This is a genomic window from Kribbella sp. NPDC050241, from assembly GCF_044459685.1.
Lineage (GTDB): Bacteria > Actinomycetota > Actinomycetes > Propionibacteriales > Kribbellaceae > Kribbella.
Genome location: NZ_JBITJE010000010.1, coordinates 223,815 through 240,623, shown reverse-complemented (window position 1 = coordinate 240,623; position 16,809 = coordinate 223,815). Strand labels below are relative to the sequence as shown.

General features: G+C 68.4%; 13 protein-coding genes. 9 read left to right on the top strand and 4 right to left on the bottom strand.

Translation table 11 applies throughout. The features are described 5' to 3' along the window. Positions 1–74: 74 nt before the first annotated feature. Positions 75–1,319, bottom strand: coding sequence for an MFS transporter (locus ACIBG5_RS35395; protein ID WP_396395894.1), 1,245 nt, complete (start codon positions 1,317–1,319; stop codon positions 75–77). 432 nt (positions 1,320–1,751) lie between these two features. Between ACIBG5_RS35395 and ACIBG5_RS35390 the strand changes: the two genes are divergently transcribed. The 3 genes from ACIBG5_RS35390 to ACIBG5_RS35380 all read left to right on the top strand — a co-directional run bounded on the left by ACIBG5_RS35390 (position 1,752) and on the right by ACIBG5_RS35380 (position 6,044). Beyond that, on the top strand, positions 1,752–4,322 hold the full coding sequence (locus ACIBG5_RS35390) for an MXAN_6230/SCO0854 family RING domain-containing protein (RefSeq protein ID WP_396395892.1): 2,571 nt from the start codon (positions 1,752–1,754) through the stop codon (positions 4,320–4,322). Positions 4,323–4,447: 125 nt separating this feature from the next. Further along, positions 4,448–4,948, top strand: a complete 501-nt coding sequence (locus ACIBG5_RS35385) for a hypothetical protein (protein ID WP_396395891.1) — start codon at positions 4,448–4,450, stop codon at positions 4,946–4,948. Between the two features lie 121 nt (positions 4,949–5,069). Next, on the top strand, positions 5,070–6,044 hold the full coding sequence (locus ACIBG5_RS35380) for a type IV toxin-antitoxin system AbiEi family antitoxin domain-containing protein (RefSeq protein ID WP_396395889.1): 975 nt from the start codon (positions 5,070–5,072) through the stop codon (positions 6,042–6,044). Positions 6,045–6,152: 108 nt separating this feature from the next. Here ACIBG5_RS35380 and ACIBG5_RS35375 read toward each other — a convergent pair whose 3' ends face one another. From ACIBG5_RS35375 to ACIBG5_RS35365, 3 genes are all read right to left on the bottom strand, one after another. Next, positions 6,153–7,538, bottom strand: a complete 1,386-nt coding sequence (locus ACIBG5_RS35375) for a sensor histidine kinase (RefSeq protein WP_396395887.1) — start codon at positions 7,536–7,538, stop codon at positions 6,153–6,155. Next, positions 7,538–9,187, bottom strand: a complete 1,650-nt coding sequence (locus ACIBG5_RS35370) for an FAD-dependent oxidoreductase (protein WP_396395886.1) — start codon at positions 9,185–9,187, stop codon at positions 7,538–7,540. Before ACIBG5_RS35370 ends, ACIBG5_RS35375 begins: the two co-directional genes overlap by 1 nt. 99 nt (positions 9,188–9,286) lie before the next feature. Beyond that, positions 9,287–10,045, bottom strand: a complete 759-nt coding sequence (locus ACIBG5_RS35365; protein ID WP_396395885.1) for a FadR/GntR family transcriptional regulator — start codon at positions 10,043–10,045, stop codon at positions 9,287–9,289. A 189-nt stretch (positions 10,046–10,234) separates the two neighbouring features. Here ACIBG5_RS35365 and ACIBG5_RS35360 point away from each other — a divergent pair, with 189 nt between their 5' ends. From ACIBG5_RS35360 to ACIBG5_RS35335, 6 genes are read left to right on the top strand one after another with little or no spacing between them, the layout of a single operon-like run. Continuing rightward, positions 10,235–11,758, top strand: coding sequence for an ABC transporter substrate-binding protein (locus ACIBG5_RS35360; protein WP_396395883.1), 1,524 nt, complete (start codon positions 10,235–10,237; stop codon positions 11,756–11,758). Positions 11,759–11,763: 5 nt separating this feature from the next. Continuing rightward, positions 11,764–12,714, top strand: a complete 951-nt coding sequence (locus ACIBG5_RS35355) for an ABC transporter permease (protein ID WP_396395881.1) — start codon at positions 11,764–11,766, stop codon at positions 12,712–12,714. Beyond that, positions 12,711–13,529, top strand: coding sequence for an ABC transporter permease (locus ACIBG5_RS35350; RefSeq protein ID WP_396395880.1), 819 nt, complete (start codon positions 12,711–12,713; stop codon positions 13,527–13,529). The genes ACIBG5_RS35355 and ACIBG5_RS35350 overlap by 4 nt, the downstream gene beginning before the upstream one ends. Next, entirely contained in the window at positions 13,526–14,512 is a 987-nt protein-coding gene (locus tag ACIBG5_RS35345) for an ABC transporter ATP-binding protein (RefSeq protein WP_396395878.1), read from the top strand. Before ACIBG5_RS35350 ends, ACIBG5_RS35345 begins: the two co-directional genes overlap by 4 nt. Then, positions 14,505–15,356, top strand: coding sequence for an ATP-binding cassette domain-containing protein (locus ACIBG5_RS35340; protein WP_396395876.1), 852 nt, complete (start codon positions 14,505–14,507; stop codon positions 15,354–15,356). Before ACIBG5_RS35345 ends, ACIBG5_RS35340 begins: the two co-directional genes overlap by 8 nt. Continuing rightward, positions 15,353–16,795, top strand: coding sequence for an aldehyde dehydrogenase family protein (locus ACIBG5_RS35335; RefSeq protein WP_396395874.1), 1,443 nt, complete (start codon positions 15,353–15,355; stop codon positions 16,793–16,795). Before ACIBG5_RS35340 ends, ACIBG5_RS35335 begins: the two co-directional genes overlap by 4 nt. Positions 16,796–16,809 lie beyond the last annotated feature (14 nt).

The following is a 16,809-nucleotide window of genomic DNA, read 5'->3' as shown; positions in this document are numbered from 1 at the left end:
CGACCTGACCGAAATTTCTTAACCGATATTTTACGATGCTGGTCCGGAGATATTTCCCCTGATTCTCCGGCGGCTCATCCGGTACCCATCTCCACGACGCCGGAGCGGGAACGGCGGGCGCGTGCCCAGGCGGCGCCCGCCACCGCGGCTGCGACGGCTCCCGCGGTGCCCATGACGCCCAGCGCGACCGACGGTGAGGACTGGTCCGCGACCAGCCCCGCGAGCAGGATTCCGAGGCCCTGGCTGCTCTTCAGGGCGGTGCTCGCGACGCCGAAGGCCTGACCACGCTGGGCGTCCGGCACCGCCTGGACGAACGCCGCGCTGGTCGGCAGGTGATAGGCCGACGCCATGCCCGACACCGCCCACAACACGACAGTGGGTAGCAGACCGGGCGCCATGAAGCACGCGATCAGCGGCACGCAGGCCAGCACGGCCAGCGGTCCGAGGAGCCGCATACGTTTCTCCGGCTCCCACAGAGTGATGAGCCACATGCCTGCCACGGCGCCGGCCGGGCTGGCAGCCAGCAGCAGACCGGCTGCCTTCGGCCCACCGCCGATCTCGTTCGCATAGGGGACTGCCAGGCCCTCCACCGTCACGTAGAAGCCCGCGATCGTCGCGAGGATGACCAGTGCGCGGAGCTTCGGCGTGCGTGTGACGAGTGAGACGCCGGCAGCCAGGTCTTTGAAGTAGCTGCTGTGTGACTCGTCTGCCGCACGCGGCGGCGCCGGACGACGTCGTACGCCGACAGCAATGAGTACTGCGGACAGTAAGAACGTGGCGGAGTCCAGCAGCAGCCCACCGGACGTTCCGACGGCTACGACGATCACACCGCCGGTGCCGAAGCCGAGCACCTGGCTGAACTGGACGACCATGTCGTTGGCGGCCTTGCCCAGCACGTAGTGGTCGCCCGGCAGTACGGCGGGGAGCGTGGCGGCTCGTGCCGCGTTGAACGGTGACCCGAACGCCTGCAGCCCGAGCAGGAGCAGGATCACCACCAGCAACGGCAACGCCTTCACGGCCATCGCCGCAACCAGGACCGCTCGGGCCAGGTCGGTGACGATCATCACAGTACGGCGGGGGTACCGATCGGCGAATCCGGCCAGCAATGGACCGAACAGCAGGTCGGGTATGTAGGTCAGGGCATAGGTGAGTGCGGTCAGCCCGGCGGACTCGGTGCGGTCGAAAACCAGCACCGACAAGGCAACGCGGGCCAGCTGGTCGCCTGCGACGGACAGTACGCCGGCCAGGAACAAGGCCCTGAACTCCGCATGTCCGAACACATCGCGCCAGCGCGCACGTTCGATCACCCCACCCGCCATACCTACGACCCTAACCACAATCCGTTGCGTAACACCTGCCGCCTGTAACTGAAAGGGTTTCCCTGCACCCTGTGCGGCCTGGGTCAATGGTTTGATCACGGCGCATCAGTGCCAGATTGTGATCCCGGTGGCGCAGCGTTTGGGTGAACGTTCTACTCTGGAGACCTCCGGTACCGGGGTCTGGGCGGGGCGGCCCCGACCCTGGTACCGGAGCTCTTCTTTGTGCGGACCTTCTCAGGTCCCCGACTCGCCGTGATTCAGGCCGGCGGAAACTGTCGGTGGCGACCGGTAGCGTTCTTGTTGCCAGGGGCGGCTCCAGGACGTGCTTCCTTCTCCTTCACCAGGCCATGTAGCGCGTCCGCTTTCCGCCCCTGGCCTTGTCGTCCGCTACGCCCATGACAGACCAGACGCCCAGCCAGCGGGGAGGCCGCGATGCCGGAGCACGCCTCGGAGGAGAACCAGGCAGCTGTCCTGCTCCGCCGCCGTCGGCTCGTCGACACCACGGCACTGACCCCTCCGGTACGCCGCTCCGCGTGGCAGTGGCTGCGCCGGCCGCTCACCATCCAGGCCGGGTTGTCCGCGTTGCAGGCCGACCTGGTCCAGCGCGGCTTCCTCCTGTCCGTCGGTCTGTACCGGTACTGCGCGTCGCTGTCAGCCCCTGCGCTTGCGGGGTTCGGCGGCAAACTGCTGGACCTACTCGATGCGGAGTCCGGTCACAACGCCCAGCATGTGCCGCTGTTCCGCGGCTTCCCCGAGAGCGTGCCGGGCAACACCGAGACCTTCTATGTGAACCGCGTCTTCGCGCGGTTGCTGCAGGAGCCGGAGCAGCCGTGTGTGTTGTGCGGAGACACGAAGTCGGTGCACGCCGTCTCGCCCTGCGCCCACCTGGTCTGCCGGACCTGCTGGGACGGCTCCGAGCTGAGCGCCTGTCCGCTGTGCCTGCGCCGGATCGATCCGCTCGACCCGTTCCTCAAGCCGTCCTTCCACGAGGTGCAGCCGGCCCACGTGCGCTCGGATCGCCTGCGTCTCCTGTCGCTCGCGCAGTCCGACGCTGTGCGGACGACGGTCGACGACCTGCTGGTACGACGCTCCCCGCTGTCCGCCGCGGATCGCGCGGACCTGCAGGTGCTGTTGTCCGGTGCGGACCCGTCCTGGCTGCCGGACGACATCCCGGTCCGCGAGACCCGGGCGCTGGTCATTGCGCACTTCCTCGCCGACCATCCTGACCTGATCGATCGGGCCGGCACCGCGACCGACGTACTGCGGGTGTTGCACGCGCTGATGGATGCCGATCCGGGGTTGCGGACGCCGCCGGTCCGGCGGCAGTCGTTGCCTCGGGCAACGCGTCGGCTGGTGCTCGCGCGGCTCGACCGGTTGCCGGCCGAGCACCTGGTCGAGGACATGCTGCGGCACGAGCGCGCCTGGAAGCCGATGGCGGAGAACTTGCATCCGTTCGAATTCGCGACCCGGCACCCGGTGGCGGCGCTGGCGTTCGCGATCCTGCGGCGTACCGATCTGGATCTTGGTACGGCGGCGGGGCGGGCGGTGCTGGGCGAGGCTTCGCAGCATCCGTTCGTGCGGCTCGAGGGCAAGCGGCTCGCGACCAGCACGTTCGCCTCTCGGGTCGAGGGTGCGTTCGCGGACGGGCGACCAGGCCATGTGCTCGACCTGCTGCGTCAGCGGCCGGGCGAGTTGGTGCGGCGCCTGGTCCAGCTGGCGCGAGCGTTGCCGCCTGATCAGCACGGCGCGTTGGTGGACGCGCTGGCGACGGCCGTCTCGGACGTGTCGCCGGTGGTGATCACGGCCGCGATCGGGCAGGTCCGCACGCCGCCTGGCGATCTGCGGCTCTTCTTCCCCCGCGGCGGGACGGCGCGGATCTGGACGTCGGTGGACGAGCGCGAGCCGCTGCCCGCCGACACGGCTTCCGCGCTGACCGACGTACTCGTGGGTGAAATGTTGCGCAGGGCAACGGCTCTGCCGCGGCTGCGACGGGTGTTCCTGGACGAGGAGCTGGCGCGGCTGGCGGCCCCTGGTTCGGAGCGGAATGCGTCGTCGACGTTGCGGCGGATGACCCGGGGGAGCGCGGTGCCGATCCCGCCGGACGAGTTGCTGCGGCTGTTCCTGCATTGGGTCGAGCCGCCCGGCCGGCGGGTGGATCTCGATCTGTCGGTGGCGGTGTTCGACCAGGAATGGGCCTTCGTCGGGCTGTGCGACTACACGCGCCTGCGGTTCGACCAGGACGCGTTGGTGCACTCTGGCGACCTCACCTCCGCGCCGGCGCCCGATGGTTCGACGGAGTTCGTGGACCTCGACCTGCGCGCGGTGCGGCGGGTCGGCGGGCGGTATGTGCTGCCGGTGGTGTTCAGCTACAACGACGTACCGTTCGACGAACTCGAGCGCGGGTTCGTCGGGGTGATGCGGCAACCGGCCGGCCTGTTCGACCCGGCCGCGGTCGAGGAACGCTTCGATCTCGCCGGACCGGCGAAGATCCTGCTGCCGTTCGGCGTCGACCTGCACACCAAGGAGCTGCGCTGGTACGACGTGAACCTCGGCGCGGCCGGCTACGGGCACAACATCGCACGGTACGGCGGTCACATCGCACTGATGGCGGCGACGCTGGAGGACGTGCACGGCTCGGGCGACCGGGTGAGCCTGTGGGAGGTGTGCTGCTGGCATGCCGCGGCCCGCTCCGACGAGGTCGTCGTACGGTGTGCCGATGGCTCGGTCGTCGGGTACGTGCGTGATCCCGCCGAGGATCCGGCCGGATTCGCTCGCCGCCTGACGGCCCGTCTAGAGCCCGACCGGCCATGGGATGAGGAGGCCGCGAGCCGGTCCGACTTCGCTGCGGTCCTGACCGGCGACATCACGCCTCGCCACGGCGCGCAGGTCTACGCATTGCACCCGCACCTGCTCGATTCCGCTGCTCACACCCTGATCGACGCTCCGCAGCTCCTGAGCACGCTGGCTCCCGACACGCGGGCGCACGCGCCGCTCCCGACCTGATCGGGCCACTGCTTCCTGAGAGAACCCTGTGACGGTTCTGACAATTCTGTGACGTTGCCGTACCCGGTTCTTTGGCATGCAGGGGTACGGGAGTACAACGGAAGAGAAGGCGAAGGGAGCCACGCATGACGTACGACGTGGTGGTGCTCATCGAGCGGGAGATGAGCGAGGGCGACGCGCGCCGCGTTGCCGCCCTGCACGCAAGGTATGAGGAGTCCGTCGACTACCACCTGCTCGTCACGAGCCAGCCGGAGAGCGGTTTCGGCGGCCCGCTGGCGCTGCTCGGGTCGACATTCGATGACGTGGCCGGCGTGACCGGTCCGGCGGCAGCCCGGGCAGCCAGTACGACGACGACGCTCGCGGACCCGTTGTTCGACCTCGGCTCGGTGATCGAACACAGTTCGCGTCACTTGCGCGGCGCCAGCGGATATCCGGTGAACGTCTCGATCACCCACGGCGAGGTCCTGCTGGCCCTCAAAACACTGGTGAAGACCACCAACAGCCGCGAGGTCGTCGTGGTCGCCTGGCCGGAGACCGCCGCCCGCTTCCTCTGCTCCGACTGGACCACCAGAGCCCGCAAAACCCTCAAGGTCCCCCGAGTCCGAATCCTCGAACACGACACCTGAGCCGAATGACGGCTTGTTCCACCGCTGCCGTGACGTAACCGGCCAGCGGTGAAACAACCCGCTATCCACAGCTGCGGAATTCGCCGCTCCGAGCGCGCGGGAACGCGGCATGTTCTCGGGCATGAACACCGAACTCATGCTCATCGCCGCCGGCCGTGGGGACTGGTTCACGCGAGCAGACGCGTGCGCCGCCGGGTACACGGATGCGGACATTCACCGGCGGGTGACGTCCGGTCGCTGGGTCAGGCTCACCCGGGGTGCGTATGCGCAGCCCGGCTCCGAGGTCGCGTCGATGGCCGCGTGGGACCGGGCGGCTTGGCTGCACCGACGCGCCGCGAAGGCCGTCTACCAACGCTTGGCCGGTCGCGCCGTCGTGAGCCATCAGTCGGCTCTCCTGCTGTACGGCGTCCAGGTCTCGGAGCTCGATCTACGACGTGTGCACGTCACCAGGATCTCCGGGCTGGGCCGCTCCGGCTCGACGGTGTGTCAGCATGCGGCGCGTCCGCCGGTCGGCGAGTCAGTCGAACAGGACGGCGTACTGCTGACTCACGGTGCCCGTGCCGTCGTGGAGGCCGTCCGTGCAACCAGCTACCCGGTTGCGGTGTCGGTAGTGGATCAAGCGTTGCGACGTCGGGTCGCCACCGCCGAACAGTTGACGGGTGCCTTGAGCCTTTTCGAGGGCCGACCTGGCAATACGACGGCGACTCGCGCCGTTCTGTTCGCAGACGGCCGGTCGGAGTCGGTCGGCGAGTCCCGGCTGCGGGTCATGCTCGCTGACCTGGGCTTGCCGGTGCCGACGCTGCAGGCCGAGATTCGCGACGAGCACGGTGCTCTGGTGGCGCGGGTCGATTTCTTGCTCGCGGAGTGCGGTGTTGTCATCGAGTTCGACGGCGCCATCAAGTACGGCGACGGCACACCGGACACGCTGATCGCGGAGAAGGTCCGAGAAGACCGCCTTCGGGATCTCGGCTACCAGGTCGTCCGGGTCAGCTGGCCGGACCTCGCCCGCCCGCTCGATCTCCTGGCCCGCATCCGCCGGGCGATTGGGCGGTGGCAGCCGGGCTCGATAGCGGGCTATGTCACCGCTGGCCAGTAGTTGTCCCGCCATCGGCCAAACAACCCGCCATCGGCCGGCGGGGGTCAGCGGGGCTGGCGGGCTGGCGGGGGTCAGCGGGCCCGCGCGGTCCCGCGAGGTCAGCGGGGGTCAGCGGGGGATGGGTTGGTGGGGGAGGCGGACCTGGACTGTGGTTTGGCCTGGGTGGGAGGTGATGGTGATGGTGCCGCCGTGGTGTTCGGCCACGATCCGCTGCGCGATGTCCAGGCCCAGGCCGGTGCCTTTGCCGACGTCCTTGGTGGTGTAGAAGGGCTCGAACGCGCGCGCGACGACCTCGGGCGGCATGCCGGGGCCGGTGTCGGTGAACTCGACCACGATCCGGTCGCCGTCTGTCCGGGTCGTGATCCGGAGTGTCCCGGTGCCGTCCATCGCGTCGACCGCGTTGTCGATCAGGTTGGTCCACACCTGGTTCAGCTCGCCCGCGAACGCATCGATCCGTGGAACGTCGGCGCCGTACGCCCGGATCACGTCGGTGCCGTCGCGGAGTTTGTGGCCGAGCATGACCAGCGTGCTCTCGATGCCCTCGGTCACGTCGATGGTCTGGATCGACCCTCGGTCCATCTGGGAGTACGACCGGACCGCGGCGACGAGTTCGGTGATGCGCCGCGTCGACTCCTTCACCTCGCCGAGCAGAGTGGTCGCAGCGAGCGTGCTCCCGACCCACTCCAACCCAGGCTCCAGAGCATCACCCAGTACGTCGGCCGCGCGCTCGCACCACGCGACATCGGCCCCCGCCGCAGCCAGCGGCGGTGCGATCAACCAGTCCCGTTCGACATCGTGATCGGCCAGCCAGTCCGAGATGGTGTTCTCGTTGTCGGCCAGGTCGACCGGATCGAGAATCGCGGTGCGAGAGCCGAGCTCCAAGCGCAACGAATCCAGCCGGCCGAACTGATCCTCACTCACTTTCCCCGCGAGACCGCGCAGTGACGACAGCAACGAAGAGCAGGCCGTGTCGAGAGCACTGACCGAACGCGAGGCCGCCGCGGCCGGATTGTTGATCTCGTGCGCCAGCCCCGCGGCCAGCGTGCCGAGCGTGACCAGCGCATCCCGCTGCCGAGCCGTCGACTCGATCGCCCGGGCGGTCCCGTAGACGCCCTTGATCAGGTGCCCGCCGAGCGGGAACCACACGTCGATGCGCTCTCGCAGGAGGTCGGTGGGCACCCGCAGTACCCGCCCTTCGGCGATGCCGCGGCCGCTGGCCAGATAGACACCGTGGTCGTCCCAGGCCCGGAATCCGCCGGCCCACCGACCGGGGACGTCCATCTTGCCCATCACGGTGTCCTCGCGACCGATCTTGCGGTGCAACGCGATCGCGCCGTCGACGAGCACCCACCAGAAGTCCGCCGGCTCGCCTTCGTGGAACAAGTCGGCACCGGGCTCGATCGGCACCGTGGTGCTGCCGTCGATCAGCTCGCCGAGTTGAGCATCGGTCAGTCCCGCGAAGAGAGCGAGGTCGCGCAGGTCGTCGACGTTCATCAGACTGTCGCCAGGTAGCGGTGGACGAGGTAGACCGACATCGCGCCCTCGCCGACGGCCGACGCGACCCGTTTCATCGAGTCGAGCCGTACGTCGCCCGCCGCGAAGACACCCGGCACGCTGGTCTCCAGCGCGTACGGCGGTCGGGGGAGTTGCCAGCGATCCTGCCCGATCAGCTCCGGACCGGTCATCACGAAGCCTTTGTCGTCGCGGAGCACCGATTGTCCGAGCCACTCGGTCCGCGGCGAGGCGCCGACGAACACGAACAGCCAGCCCGCCTGCACCTCCTCGACCCGGCCGGATGTGCGGTCCGCCAGCGTCAGCCCTTCGAGATGGCCGTCGCCCCGGCAGCCCACCACCTCCGTGCGGCAGCGGATCTCGATGTTCGTGACCTTCGCGATCTTGTCGATCAGGTACCGCGACATCGAGCTCTCCAGCGCCTCCCCACGCACCAGCAGCACGACCCGCTTGGCGTAGCGCGCGAGGTTCAGTGCCGCCTGACCCGCCGAGTTCGCCGCGCCGACGATGTACACCTCCTCGTCCTGGCACTGAGTTGCCTCGCTCGCCGTCGCTCCGTAGAACACACCGCGCCCGGTGAAGTCGGCGAGACCGTCGACATCCAGGCTCCGGTACGAGACGCCGGTCGCGACGATCAGCGCGCGGGCCTCGATCTCGCCCGATCCCTCCAGCAGTACGGCGTGCACCGGGCCACGCGACTCGACACCGATGACCGATCGGGCCAGCACCATCTCGGCGCCGAAGCGGGACGCCTGGGCGACAGCCCGCTGCGCCAGGTCGGACCCGGTCAGCCCGCGGGGGAATCCGAGGTAGTTCTCGATCGCCGCGCTCAGGCCGGCCTGTCCGCCGGGTGCCTCCCGCTCGACGATCACGGTGCTCAGCCCTTCGGACGCCGCGTACACGGCCGCCGCCAGACCGGCGGGTCCACCTCCGACGATGCAGACGTCGTACAGCGGCTGCTCGGCCCGGGTCCGCAGGCCGAGGGCGGACGCGAGGTCGACCGCGGACGGTGCGCGGAGCGTGTCTCCGTCGGGAACGAGCACGAGCGGTAGGTCGGCGTCCGCCGCGTCAGCGAGGTCCTGGAGTCGTTGAGCCTCGGCATCGCGATCGACGTCGTACCAGCTGTAGGGAACGTGGTTGCGGGCCAGGAAGGTCTTGATGTCGTGCGCGCGATCCGACCAGCGGTGCCCGACGACGCGGACGTCGGACGTGTGCTCGCGGTTGGCGTGGCGCCAGTCGCCGAGCAGGTCGTCGATCACCGGGAACAGTTGGTCCTCGGGCGGATCCCACGGCTTCAGCAGGTAGTAGTCCAGACCGATGTCGTTGATCGCCCTGATCGCCACCTCGGTGTCGGCGTACGCCGTCAGGAGCAGGTACTTCGCACTCGGCGCCTGCTCACGGGCCCGCTCGAGCAACTCGATGCCGGTCATCCCGGGCATCCGCTGGTCGGTGGCGATCATCGCGATCGGCTGGTTACGCAAGGCGAGCTTGGTCAGCGCGGCGAGCGCCTGGTCGCCCGACGTCGCCTTGACCACGAGGTAGTCGTCGCCGTACCGCCGGCGCAGGTCACGAGAGATGGCTGCCGAAACCATCGGGTCGTCGTCGACGGTGAGAATCGCAGGTTTGGTCACGCGGTGCCCCCCAGCAGTGGACCGATCCCGTGGTGCCCCCCAATGGACCGATTCCGTCAGGATGCCACGAGATTCCCTGGCGTGGCCGAAAAAGCTGCCTCAGTCCTCGATCAGGGCGCGCAGCGTTTCCCGTTCGGGTTCGGGCACATACCCGGCGTAGTAGTCGTACATGTTTTGCCGGGCGATCCGCGCCGCCGCGTGGCCGTCACCAGCGCGGATCGCCTCCACCACCTCGGCGTGATGCTGCAGCGACTCGAGCATCAGGGCCCGGCTGTTCGAGGCGTGGGCGATCTTGTCCGAGATCAGGCTCAGTACGACGCCGCGGACGACCTCGTTGCAGGTCTGGATCAGCGAGTTGCGGCTGACCTGGGCGATCACGTCGTGGAAGGCGAGATCCGCCTCGCTGAACGCCGCGAAGTCGACATCGATCGCGGCCCGCATCGCCACCAGCGTCTCCTCGATGTCGGCGAGTTGCTCCGGTGTCCGCAGGCGGGACGTGACCTGGATCGCGGCGCCGTCCATGATCATCCGGAATCCGATCAGCTCCGCCAGGGTCAGCTCGTCGACGCGGGCGAGCCGGACCAGCTGCTTGCGCAGCGCCGACTGGGAGAAAGGCAGGATCTCCGGCCCGTTCGGATCGCCGGGCCGCGACCGTACGACGCCGTTGCTCTCCAGGACCCGCAGAGCCTCGCGCACGGTGGAGCGGCTGACCGCGAACTGCGCCACCAGTTCGCGCTCACTCGGCAGGCGGTGACCCGGGGCGAGATCACCGCGGGCGAGCGCGTCCTCGACCTGTTCGACGATCCGCTGGTAGGCGCGCACCGGTTGCACCGGCTGGAACTGCGGACCCTTGGTCATCCGGTGCACCCCAATCGCCTTGACAGACCCCTGCGTTCCGACAAACCTAGTGGCCCACTGATACCTAGTCCACTGGTCGGACCAGTCACAGCTGGACGGCGAAGTCCGCCGTACCGCGTGGCCGCGGTCGCGCGAGCGGACCGGGATCGTCAGAATGCGGCGACAGCTCGAGGCACTGGAGGAGTTCGCGTGAAGTCCCCTTTCATCAAGATGGCGCTGCCTACCCGTGCGGTCGCGTTCGCCGCTGCGGCGATCCTGGCCGTGAGCGCCTGCTCAGCCGGATCCAGTACGTCGTCCGGTAGCTCACCCGGCGGCGACCAGTCACTGTCGATCGGTCTGGTTGCTGAGCCGGCCAGCCTCGACTTCACCACCACTGACGGCGCCGCGATCCCGCAGGTACTGCTCGGCAACGTGTACGAGAGCCTGGTCAAGCAGGACGACGCCGGCAAGATCGTGCCGTCGCTGGCGAAGTCGTGGACGGTGTCGCCGGACCGCAAGACCTACACGTTCGACCTGGTCGACAACGCGAAGTTCACCAACGACAAGCCGTTCACCGCGTCCGACGCGGTATTCAGCATCAACCGGGTCAAGACCGCGTGGACCACCTCGCTGAAGGCAGCGATGGACGTTGTCTCCGGGGCGAAGGCGCTGTCGCCGACGCAGCTCCAGGTGACGCTGAGCAAGCCGAGCAACGACTGGCTGTTCCGGATGACGACCCGGATCGGCGCGATGTTCTCGGAGAGCGGCGTCAGCGCGCTGGCCACCCAGCCGATCGGTACCGGGCCCTACAAGTTCTCCAAGTGGAACCGCGGCGACTCGATCGTGCTCGAGCGCAACGACGGTTACTGGGGGACCAAGCCCTTCTTCAACCAGGTCACGCTGAAGTACTTCAAGGATCCGACCGCGCTGAACAACGCGTTGCTCACCGGCACGATCAACGTGATCGGCACGGTGCAGGCGCCGGAGGCGCTCAGCCAGTTCACCAGCAACGACAAGTACCAGGTGATCGAGGGCACCACGAACGGCGAGGTGCTGCTGTCGTTCAACAACTCGCGACCTGTGTTCAAGGACATCCGGACCCGGCAGGCGATCCGGATGGCGATCGACCACAAGGCCTTGCTGGACACGTGTTTCGCCGGTCGCGGCAAGCTGATCGGCAGCATGGTCCCGCCGACCGACCCGTGGTACGAGGACCTCACGAGCATAGCGCCGTACGACCTGGCCAAGGCGAAGTCGATGCTGCAGGCATCGGGTGCGGCCGGCAAGACGCTGCTGCTCCGGCTGCCGACGTTGCCGTACGCAACGTCCTGCGGCCAGGTGGTGAAGAGCCAGCTGGAGCAGGCCGGGCTGAAGGTCCGGATCGATCCGCAGGAGTTCCCGGCGGCGTGGCTGAACACGGTCTTCAAGAACGCCGACTACGACATGTCGATCATTGCGCACGTCGAGCCGCGGGATCTCGGTGCCGTGTTCAACCCGGAGTACTACACCCGGTACGACGACCCGACGCTACAGCAGTATCTGGCCGCGGCGGACTCCGGTGACGAGGCCGCGCAGGTCGACAACATGAAGAAGGCGGCGCGGCGGCTGTCCGAGCAGGCCGCCGGCGACTGGCTGTTCCTGCTGCCGAACCTGATCGTCGCGGACAAGAACATCAAGGGCCTGCCCCAGAACGCGATCACCGAGAACTTCGACCTGTCGAAGCTGGCGAGGTGACCTGAGTGATCCTCCGCCTGATCGAGCGCACCGGAGTGCTCTTGGTCAGCCTTGCGGTGAGCTCGGTGCTGGTCTTCGCGTTCATGGCCGTGCTGCCCGGCGACCCGGCCCGGGTCGCCCTCGGCGTCAACGCCTCCGAGCAGGCTGTCGCCGAGTTGCGCCGGCAGTTCGGCCTCGACCGGCCGCTCACCACGCAGTACGTCGACTGGCTCGGCGGCCTGCTGCACGGTGACCTCGGGACGTCGTACGTGTCGAAGGCGGAGATCGGTCCGCAGGTGTACGACCGGTTGCAGGTGACGCTGTTGCTGGTCGTGGCCGGCATGATCATCGCGCTGCTGATCGCGGTCCCGGCCGGGACTCTGATGGCGGCGCGGCATCGGAAGATCTCCGGCCTGGCGCTGTCCGCGGTCTCGCAGATCGGCGTCGCCGTACCGGCGTTCCTCGCGGGCATCCTGCTGATCATGCTGTTCGCGGTGAAGCTCGGCTGGCTGCCGGCGAACGGCTGGACGCCGCCGGCCCAGGACCCGGCCATGTTCCTGAAACAGTTGATCCTGCCGGCGTTGGCGCTCGGGCTGGTGCAGGGCGCCGTGCTGACGCGGTACGTCCGCAGCTCGGTGCTCGACGTACTGCGGGAGGACTACCTGCGGACCGCGCGAGCCAAGGGACTGCGGCCGTTCCAGGCGTTGTGGCGGCACGGTCTGCGTAACGCGGCCGTGCCGGTCGTGACGGTCCTCGGGTTGCAACTGGCGACGCTGCTGATCGGTGCTGTCGTGGTGGAGCGGGTGTTCGTGATCCCGGGGCTCGGCAGTCTCCTGCTGGATGGGGTGTCGAACCGCGATCTGCTGCTGGTCCAGGACGTGGTGATGGTGCTCGTCATCGCCGTACTGCTGGTCAACTTCCTGGTCGATCTGCTGTACGTCGCCCTGGATCCGCGGCTGCGAGTGGGGTCGCGATGAGGCGGCTGAACCCGAGTCTGATCGCCGGCGGCGTGATCGTCGGGGTCATCGTGCTGATGGCGCTCGTGTCGTTTGTCTGGACGCCGTACGACGCGACGTTCGTCGACCCGTCGATCCGGTTGGCGAAGCCGTCGTGGGAGCACTGGTTCGGGACCGACAAGTTCGGACGGGACGTGCTCAGCCAGATCATGGTCGGCTCGCGGACAACGCTGTTCGTCGGCGTGGTCGCGGTGGGCGTGGCCGCGGTGATTGGCGTACCGCTGGGGATTCTCGCCGCCATGGCGCGTCGGTGGCCGAGCGAGTTCATCATGCGGACCAACGATCTGGTGCTGGCATTCCCGGCGTTGCTGCTGGCAATCATGTTCGGGGCTGTCTTCGGGACGAGCACGCTGACCGCGATGATTGCCATCGGCATCGCCTCGGTGCCCTTGTTCGCGCGGGTGATCCGGAGTGGTGCGTTGCAGGTGATGCGGACCGAGTACGTGCTGGCCGCGCGGGCGGCGGGACGGCAGCCTTGGCCGATCGCCGTGCGGCATGTGCTGCCGAACGTGACGAGTCTGATCACGGTCCAGGCGTCGGTGTCGTTCGCGATCGCTGTGCTGGCCGAGGCCGCGCTGTCGTTCCTCGGATTCGGTACGCCGCCGCCGACTCCGTCGTGGGGGCGGATGCTGCAGGAGAGCCAGGAGTTCTTGTTCAGTGCGCCGCGGCTGGCGATCTTCCCGGGGGTGGCGATCGCGATCGCCGTACTCGGGTTCAACCTGCTGGGCGACGGGTTGCGGGACCGGTTCGATCCGAAGCTGGAGGACCGGCGATGAACGACGTACTCACCGTGCAGGGGCTGACTGTGACGGTGCGGGACAAGACGCTGGTCTCCGATGTGGATCTCACCGTGGGGCCGGGGGAGCGGGTCGGGCTGATCGGCGAGTCGGGCTCTGGAAAGTCGCTGACCGCCTTGAGCGTGCTCGGTCTGCTACCCGAGGATGTGGTCGCTTCGGGGTCGGTGCGGCTGACCGGAGTCGACCACGACCTGATCGGCGCGGACGAACGCCGGATGTCCAGGGTCCGCGGCCGCGAACTCGCCATGGTCTTCCAGGAACCGATGACCGCCCTCAACCCGACCATGCGCATCGGCGACCAGATCGCCGAAGCGATGCTGATCCACCGGACGCGACCTGGTCGCGGTGCCGCCCGAACCGCCGCTCTCGAACTCCTGGAGCGAGTCCAGCTCCCGGCGGACCTGATGCGGGCCTACCCACACCAGTTGTCTGGCGGCCAACGGCAACGAATCGTTCTGGCCCTTGCCCTGGCCAACGATCCGGCTCTGCTGATCTGCGACGAGCCGACGACCGCACTGGACGTCACCGTGCAGGCACTCGTCCTGGACCTCATCGTCAAGGGCGTCGTCGCGCGCTCCTCCGCCTTGTTGTTCATCACCCACGACCTCGCCGTCGTCGCCACCGTGTGCGAACGCGTCCTGGTCATGTACGGCGGCCGCGTCGTCGAATCCGGCCCGGTCGGCGAGGTCTTCACCAATCCGCGCCACCGCTACACCCAAGGCCTCCTCGCCGCCTCGGATCTGGACACCGCCGACCGCCGCCTCCCCACCATCCGCGGGAACGTTCCAGCTGCGGGCCAGTTCCCCACCGGCTGCGTCTTCCGTACCCGCTGCCCCCACGCCACCGACATTTGCGCCAGTACGCCGGAATGGACCGGACCGATCGCGGACGGCTTCGCCTGCCACCACCCGGCTGAGCCTGCGTCGAGCCCCCGACTCCCTGCGGGAGGCGCGCATGCCTGACCACGTGCCCGTGCCGGCCATCCAGGTGATCGATGTCGTCCGCAACTATCCGCGTCCGCGCACATCCTTGTTGCGTCCAGCACCGGTCGTGCAAGCCCTCCGGGGCGTCAGCCTGGACGTCAAGCAGGGCGAACGCTTCGGCATCGTCGGCGAATCCGGCTGCGGCAAGTCCACCCTGCTCCGCATCATCGCCGCCCTCGACCAGCCGACCTCGGGTCGTGTCGTTGTCGAAGGCACCGACGTCACCCGCCTCCCGGAACGCCGGCTGCGCTTCCTCCGCGAGAACCTCCAACTCGTCTTCCAGGACCCGATGAGCTCGCTGGACCCCCGGATGCGGGTCCGCGACATCATCGCCGAACCACTCGTCGTCCAAGGGCATCCCGCCTCCGGAGAGCGCGTTCGCGAGTTGCTGGAGGCGGTCGGCCTGTCCGCGGATGCGGGGGACCGCTACCCGCATCAGTTCTCCGGCGGCCAACGTCAGCGTATCTCGATCGCGCGAGCCCTCGCGCCGCGGCCGCGGATCCTGATCGCGGACGAGCCGGTGAGCGCTCTCGACGTCTCCGTCCGCGCCCAGGTGCTCAACCTCATCTCGGACCTGGTCGACGAACTCGACCTCACCCTGGTGTTCGTCTCCCACGACCTGTCCGTGGTCAAGCACGTCTGCGATCGGGTCGCCGTGATGCATGCCGGCCAGATCGTCGAGACCGGCTACACGGGCGACGTGTACGCCGCCCCTCAGCACGCCTACACCCAGCGTCTCGTCTCGGCCATCCCGACCCTCCAGAGGGCGCTCTCCGGTGCGACCACGTCCGACCTGCTCGCGACGAAGGGAGAACCAGCGTGAAACTGCCAGCCGGCCTACCGATCGGTGAGACCTGGATCGAGGCCCCGTCCACCGCCCCGGTGATCTTCCCGTACGACGGTTCCACGGTCGCCGACGCGCCCGTTGGGAATGTCGAGCTGGCCCGCCAAGCCCTCGACCACGCCCTCGGCGTCCGCGAGACCGTCGGCCGGCTGCCGTCGTACCTGCGCCGGAAAGTCTTGCAGAGCGTGCATTCCGCGGTCCTGGCCGAGCGTGATGCCTTCGTCGACCTGCTCGTCCTGGAGACCGGGAAGCCGCTGGTCGACTGCCGGGTCGAGATCGATCGGACGCTGCTGACGTTGGAGACGTCGGCCGAGGAAGTCGCTCGGTTGCATGGGGAGACCGTGCCGCTGGATCTGCTGCCGAGTGGGGACGGGCTGGTCGGGTTCTGGGTCCGGAAGCCGATCGGGGTGGTCGTCGGGATCACCGGGTTCAACTATCCCTTGTTGCTGGCGGCCCATAAGATCGCTCCCGCCTTCGCGGCCGGCTGTCCGATCATCGTCAAGCCGGCGCCGCAGACTCCACTCGCGACGTTGTGGCTTGTGCATCTCATGCGCTCCGCGCTGCTCGAGGCGGGCGCGCCGGAGAGCGCGGTGCAACTGGTCACCGGGGGAGCGGACGTTGGCGCGACCCTCACCACGGACCGCCGGGTCGGCGCTGTCTCCTTCACGGGTTCGGCGGCGGTGGGTCATCAGATCGCGCGTGATGCCGCGCCGACCAAGGTTCTCCTTGAACTCGGGTCCAACTCGGCGCTGGTGGTTGCCGCCGACGCCGACCTGGACGCGGCCGCCGACGCCATCATCCGAGGCGGGTACTACGCGTCCGGCCAAGCCTGCATCTCGGTCCAACGCGTCATCGCCGTCGACTCCATCCACGCAGCCCTTCTCGACAAACTCAACGCCCGTCTTCCATCAGTCGTAGTCGGCGACCCCCGCGACCCCAGCACTCGCGTCTCCGCCCTCATCGACCCCAAGTCGACCGACCGCGTCCGCTCCTGGGTCAGCCAGTCCCTCGCCGCAGGCGCCGCCGTCGCCTATCCCGGCGCCGACGCCTCCACCGCGGTGCTCGGTCCGACGGTGTTGACGGATGTGCCGGCTGGGCAGCTGGCTTGGGACGAGGAGATCTTCGGGCCGGTGATCGCCGTACGGTCGGTGCCTGATCTCGACACCGCGTTCCGAACGGTGAACGAGTCGCGCTACGGGCTGCATGCCAGCGTCTTCACGTCCTCGCTCGACACCGCGTTCACCGCGATCGACCGGCTCGACGTCGGCGGCGTGGTGATCAACGAGGTGCCCGGGTTCCGCTCCGACGTGATGCCGTACGGCGGGGTGAAGGACTCCGGTATCGGCCGCGAGGGACCGCGCTTCGCGATCGAGGAACTGACCACCACCCGGATGGCCATCATCCGCCCGCGTCCCTGAGAGGTGAACCCGCC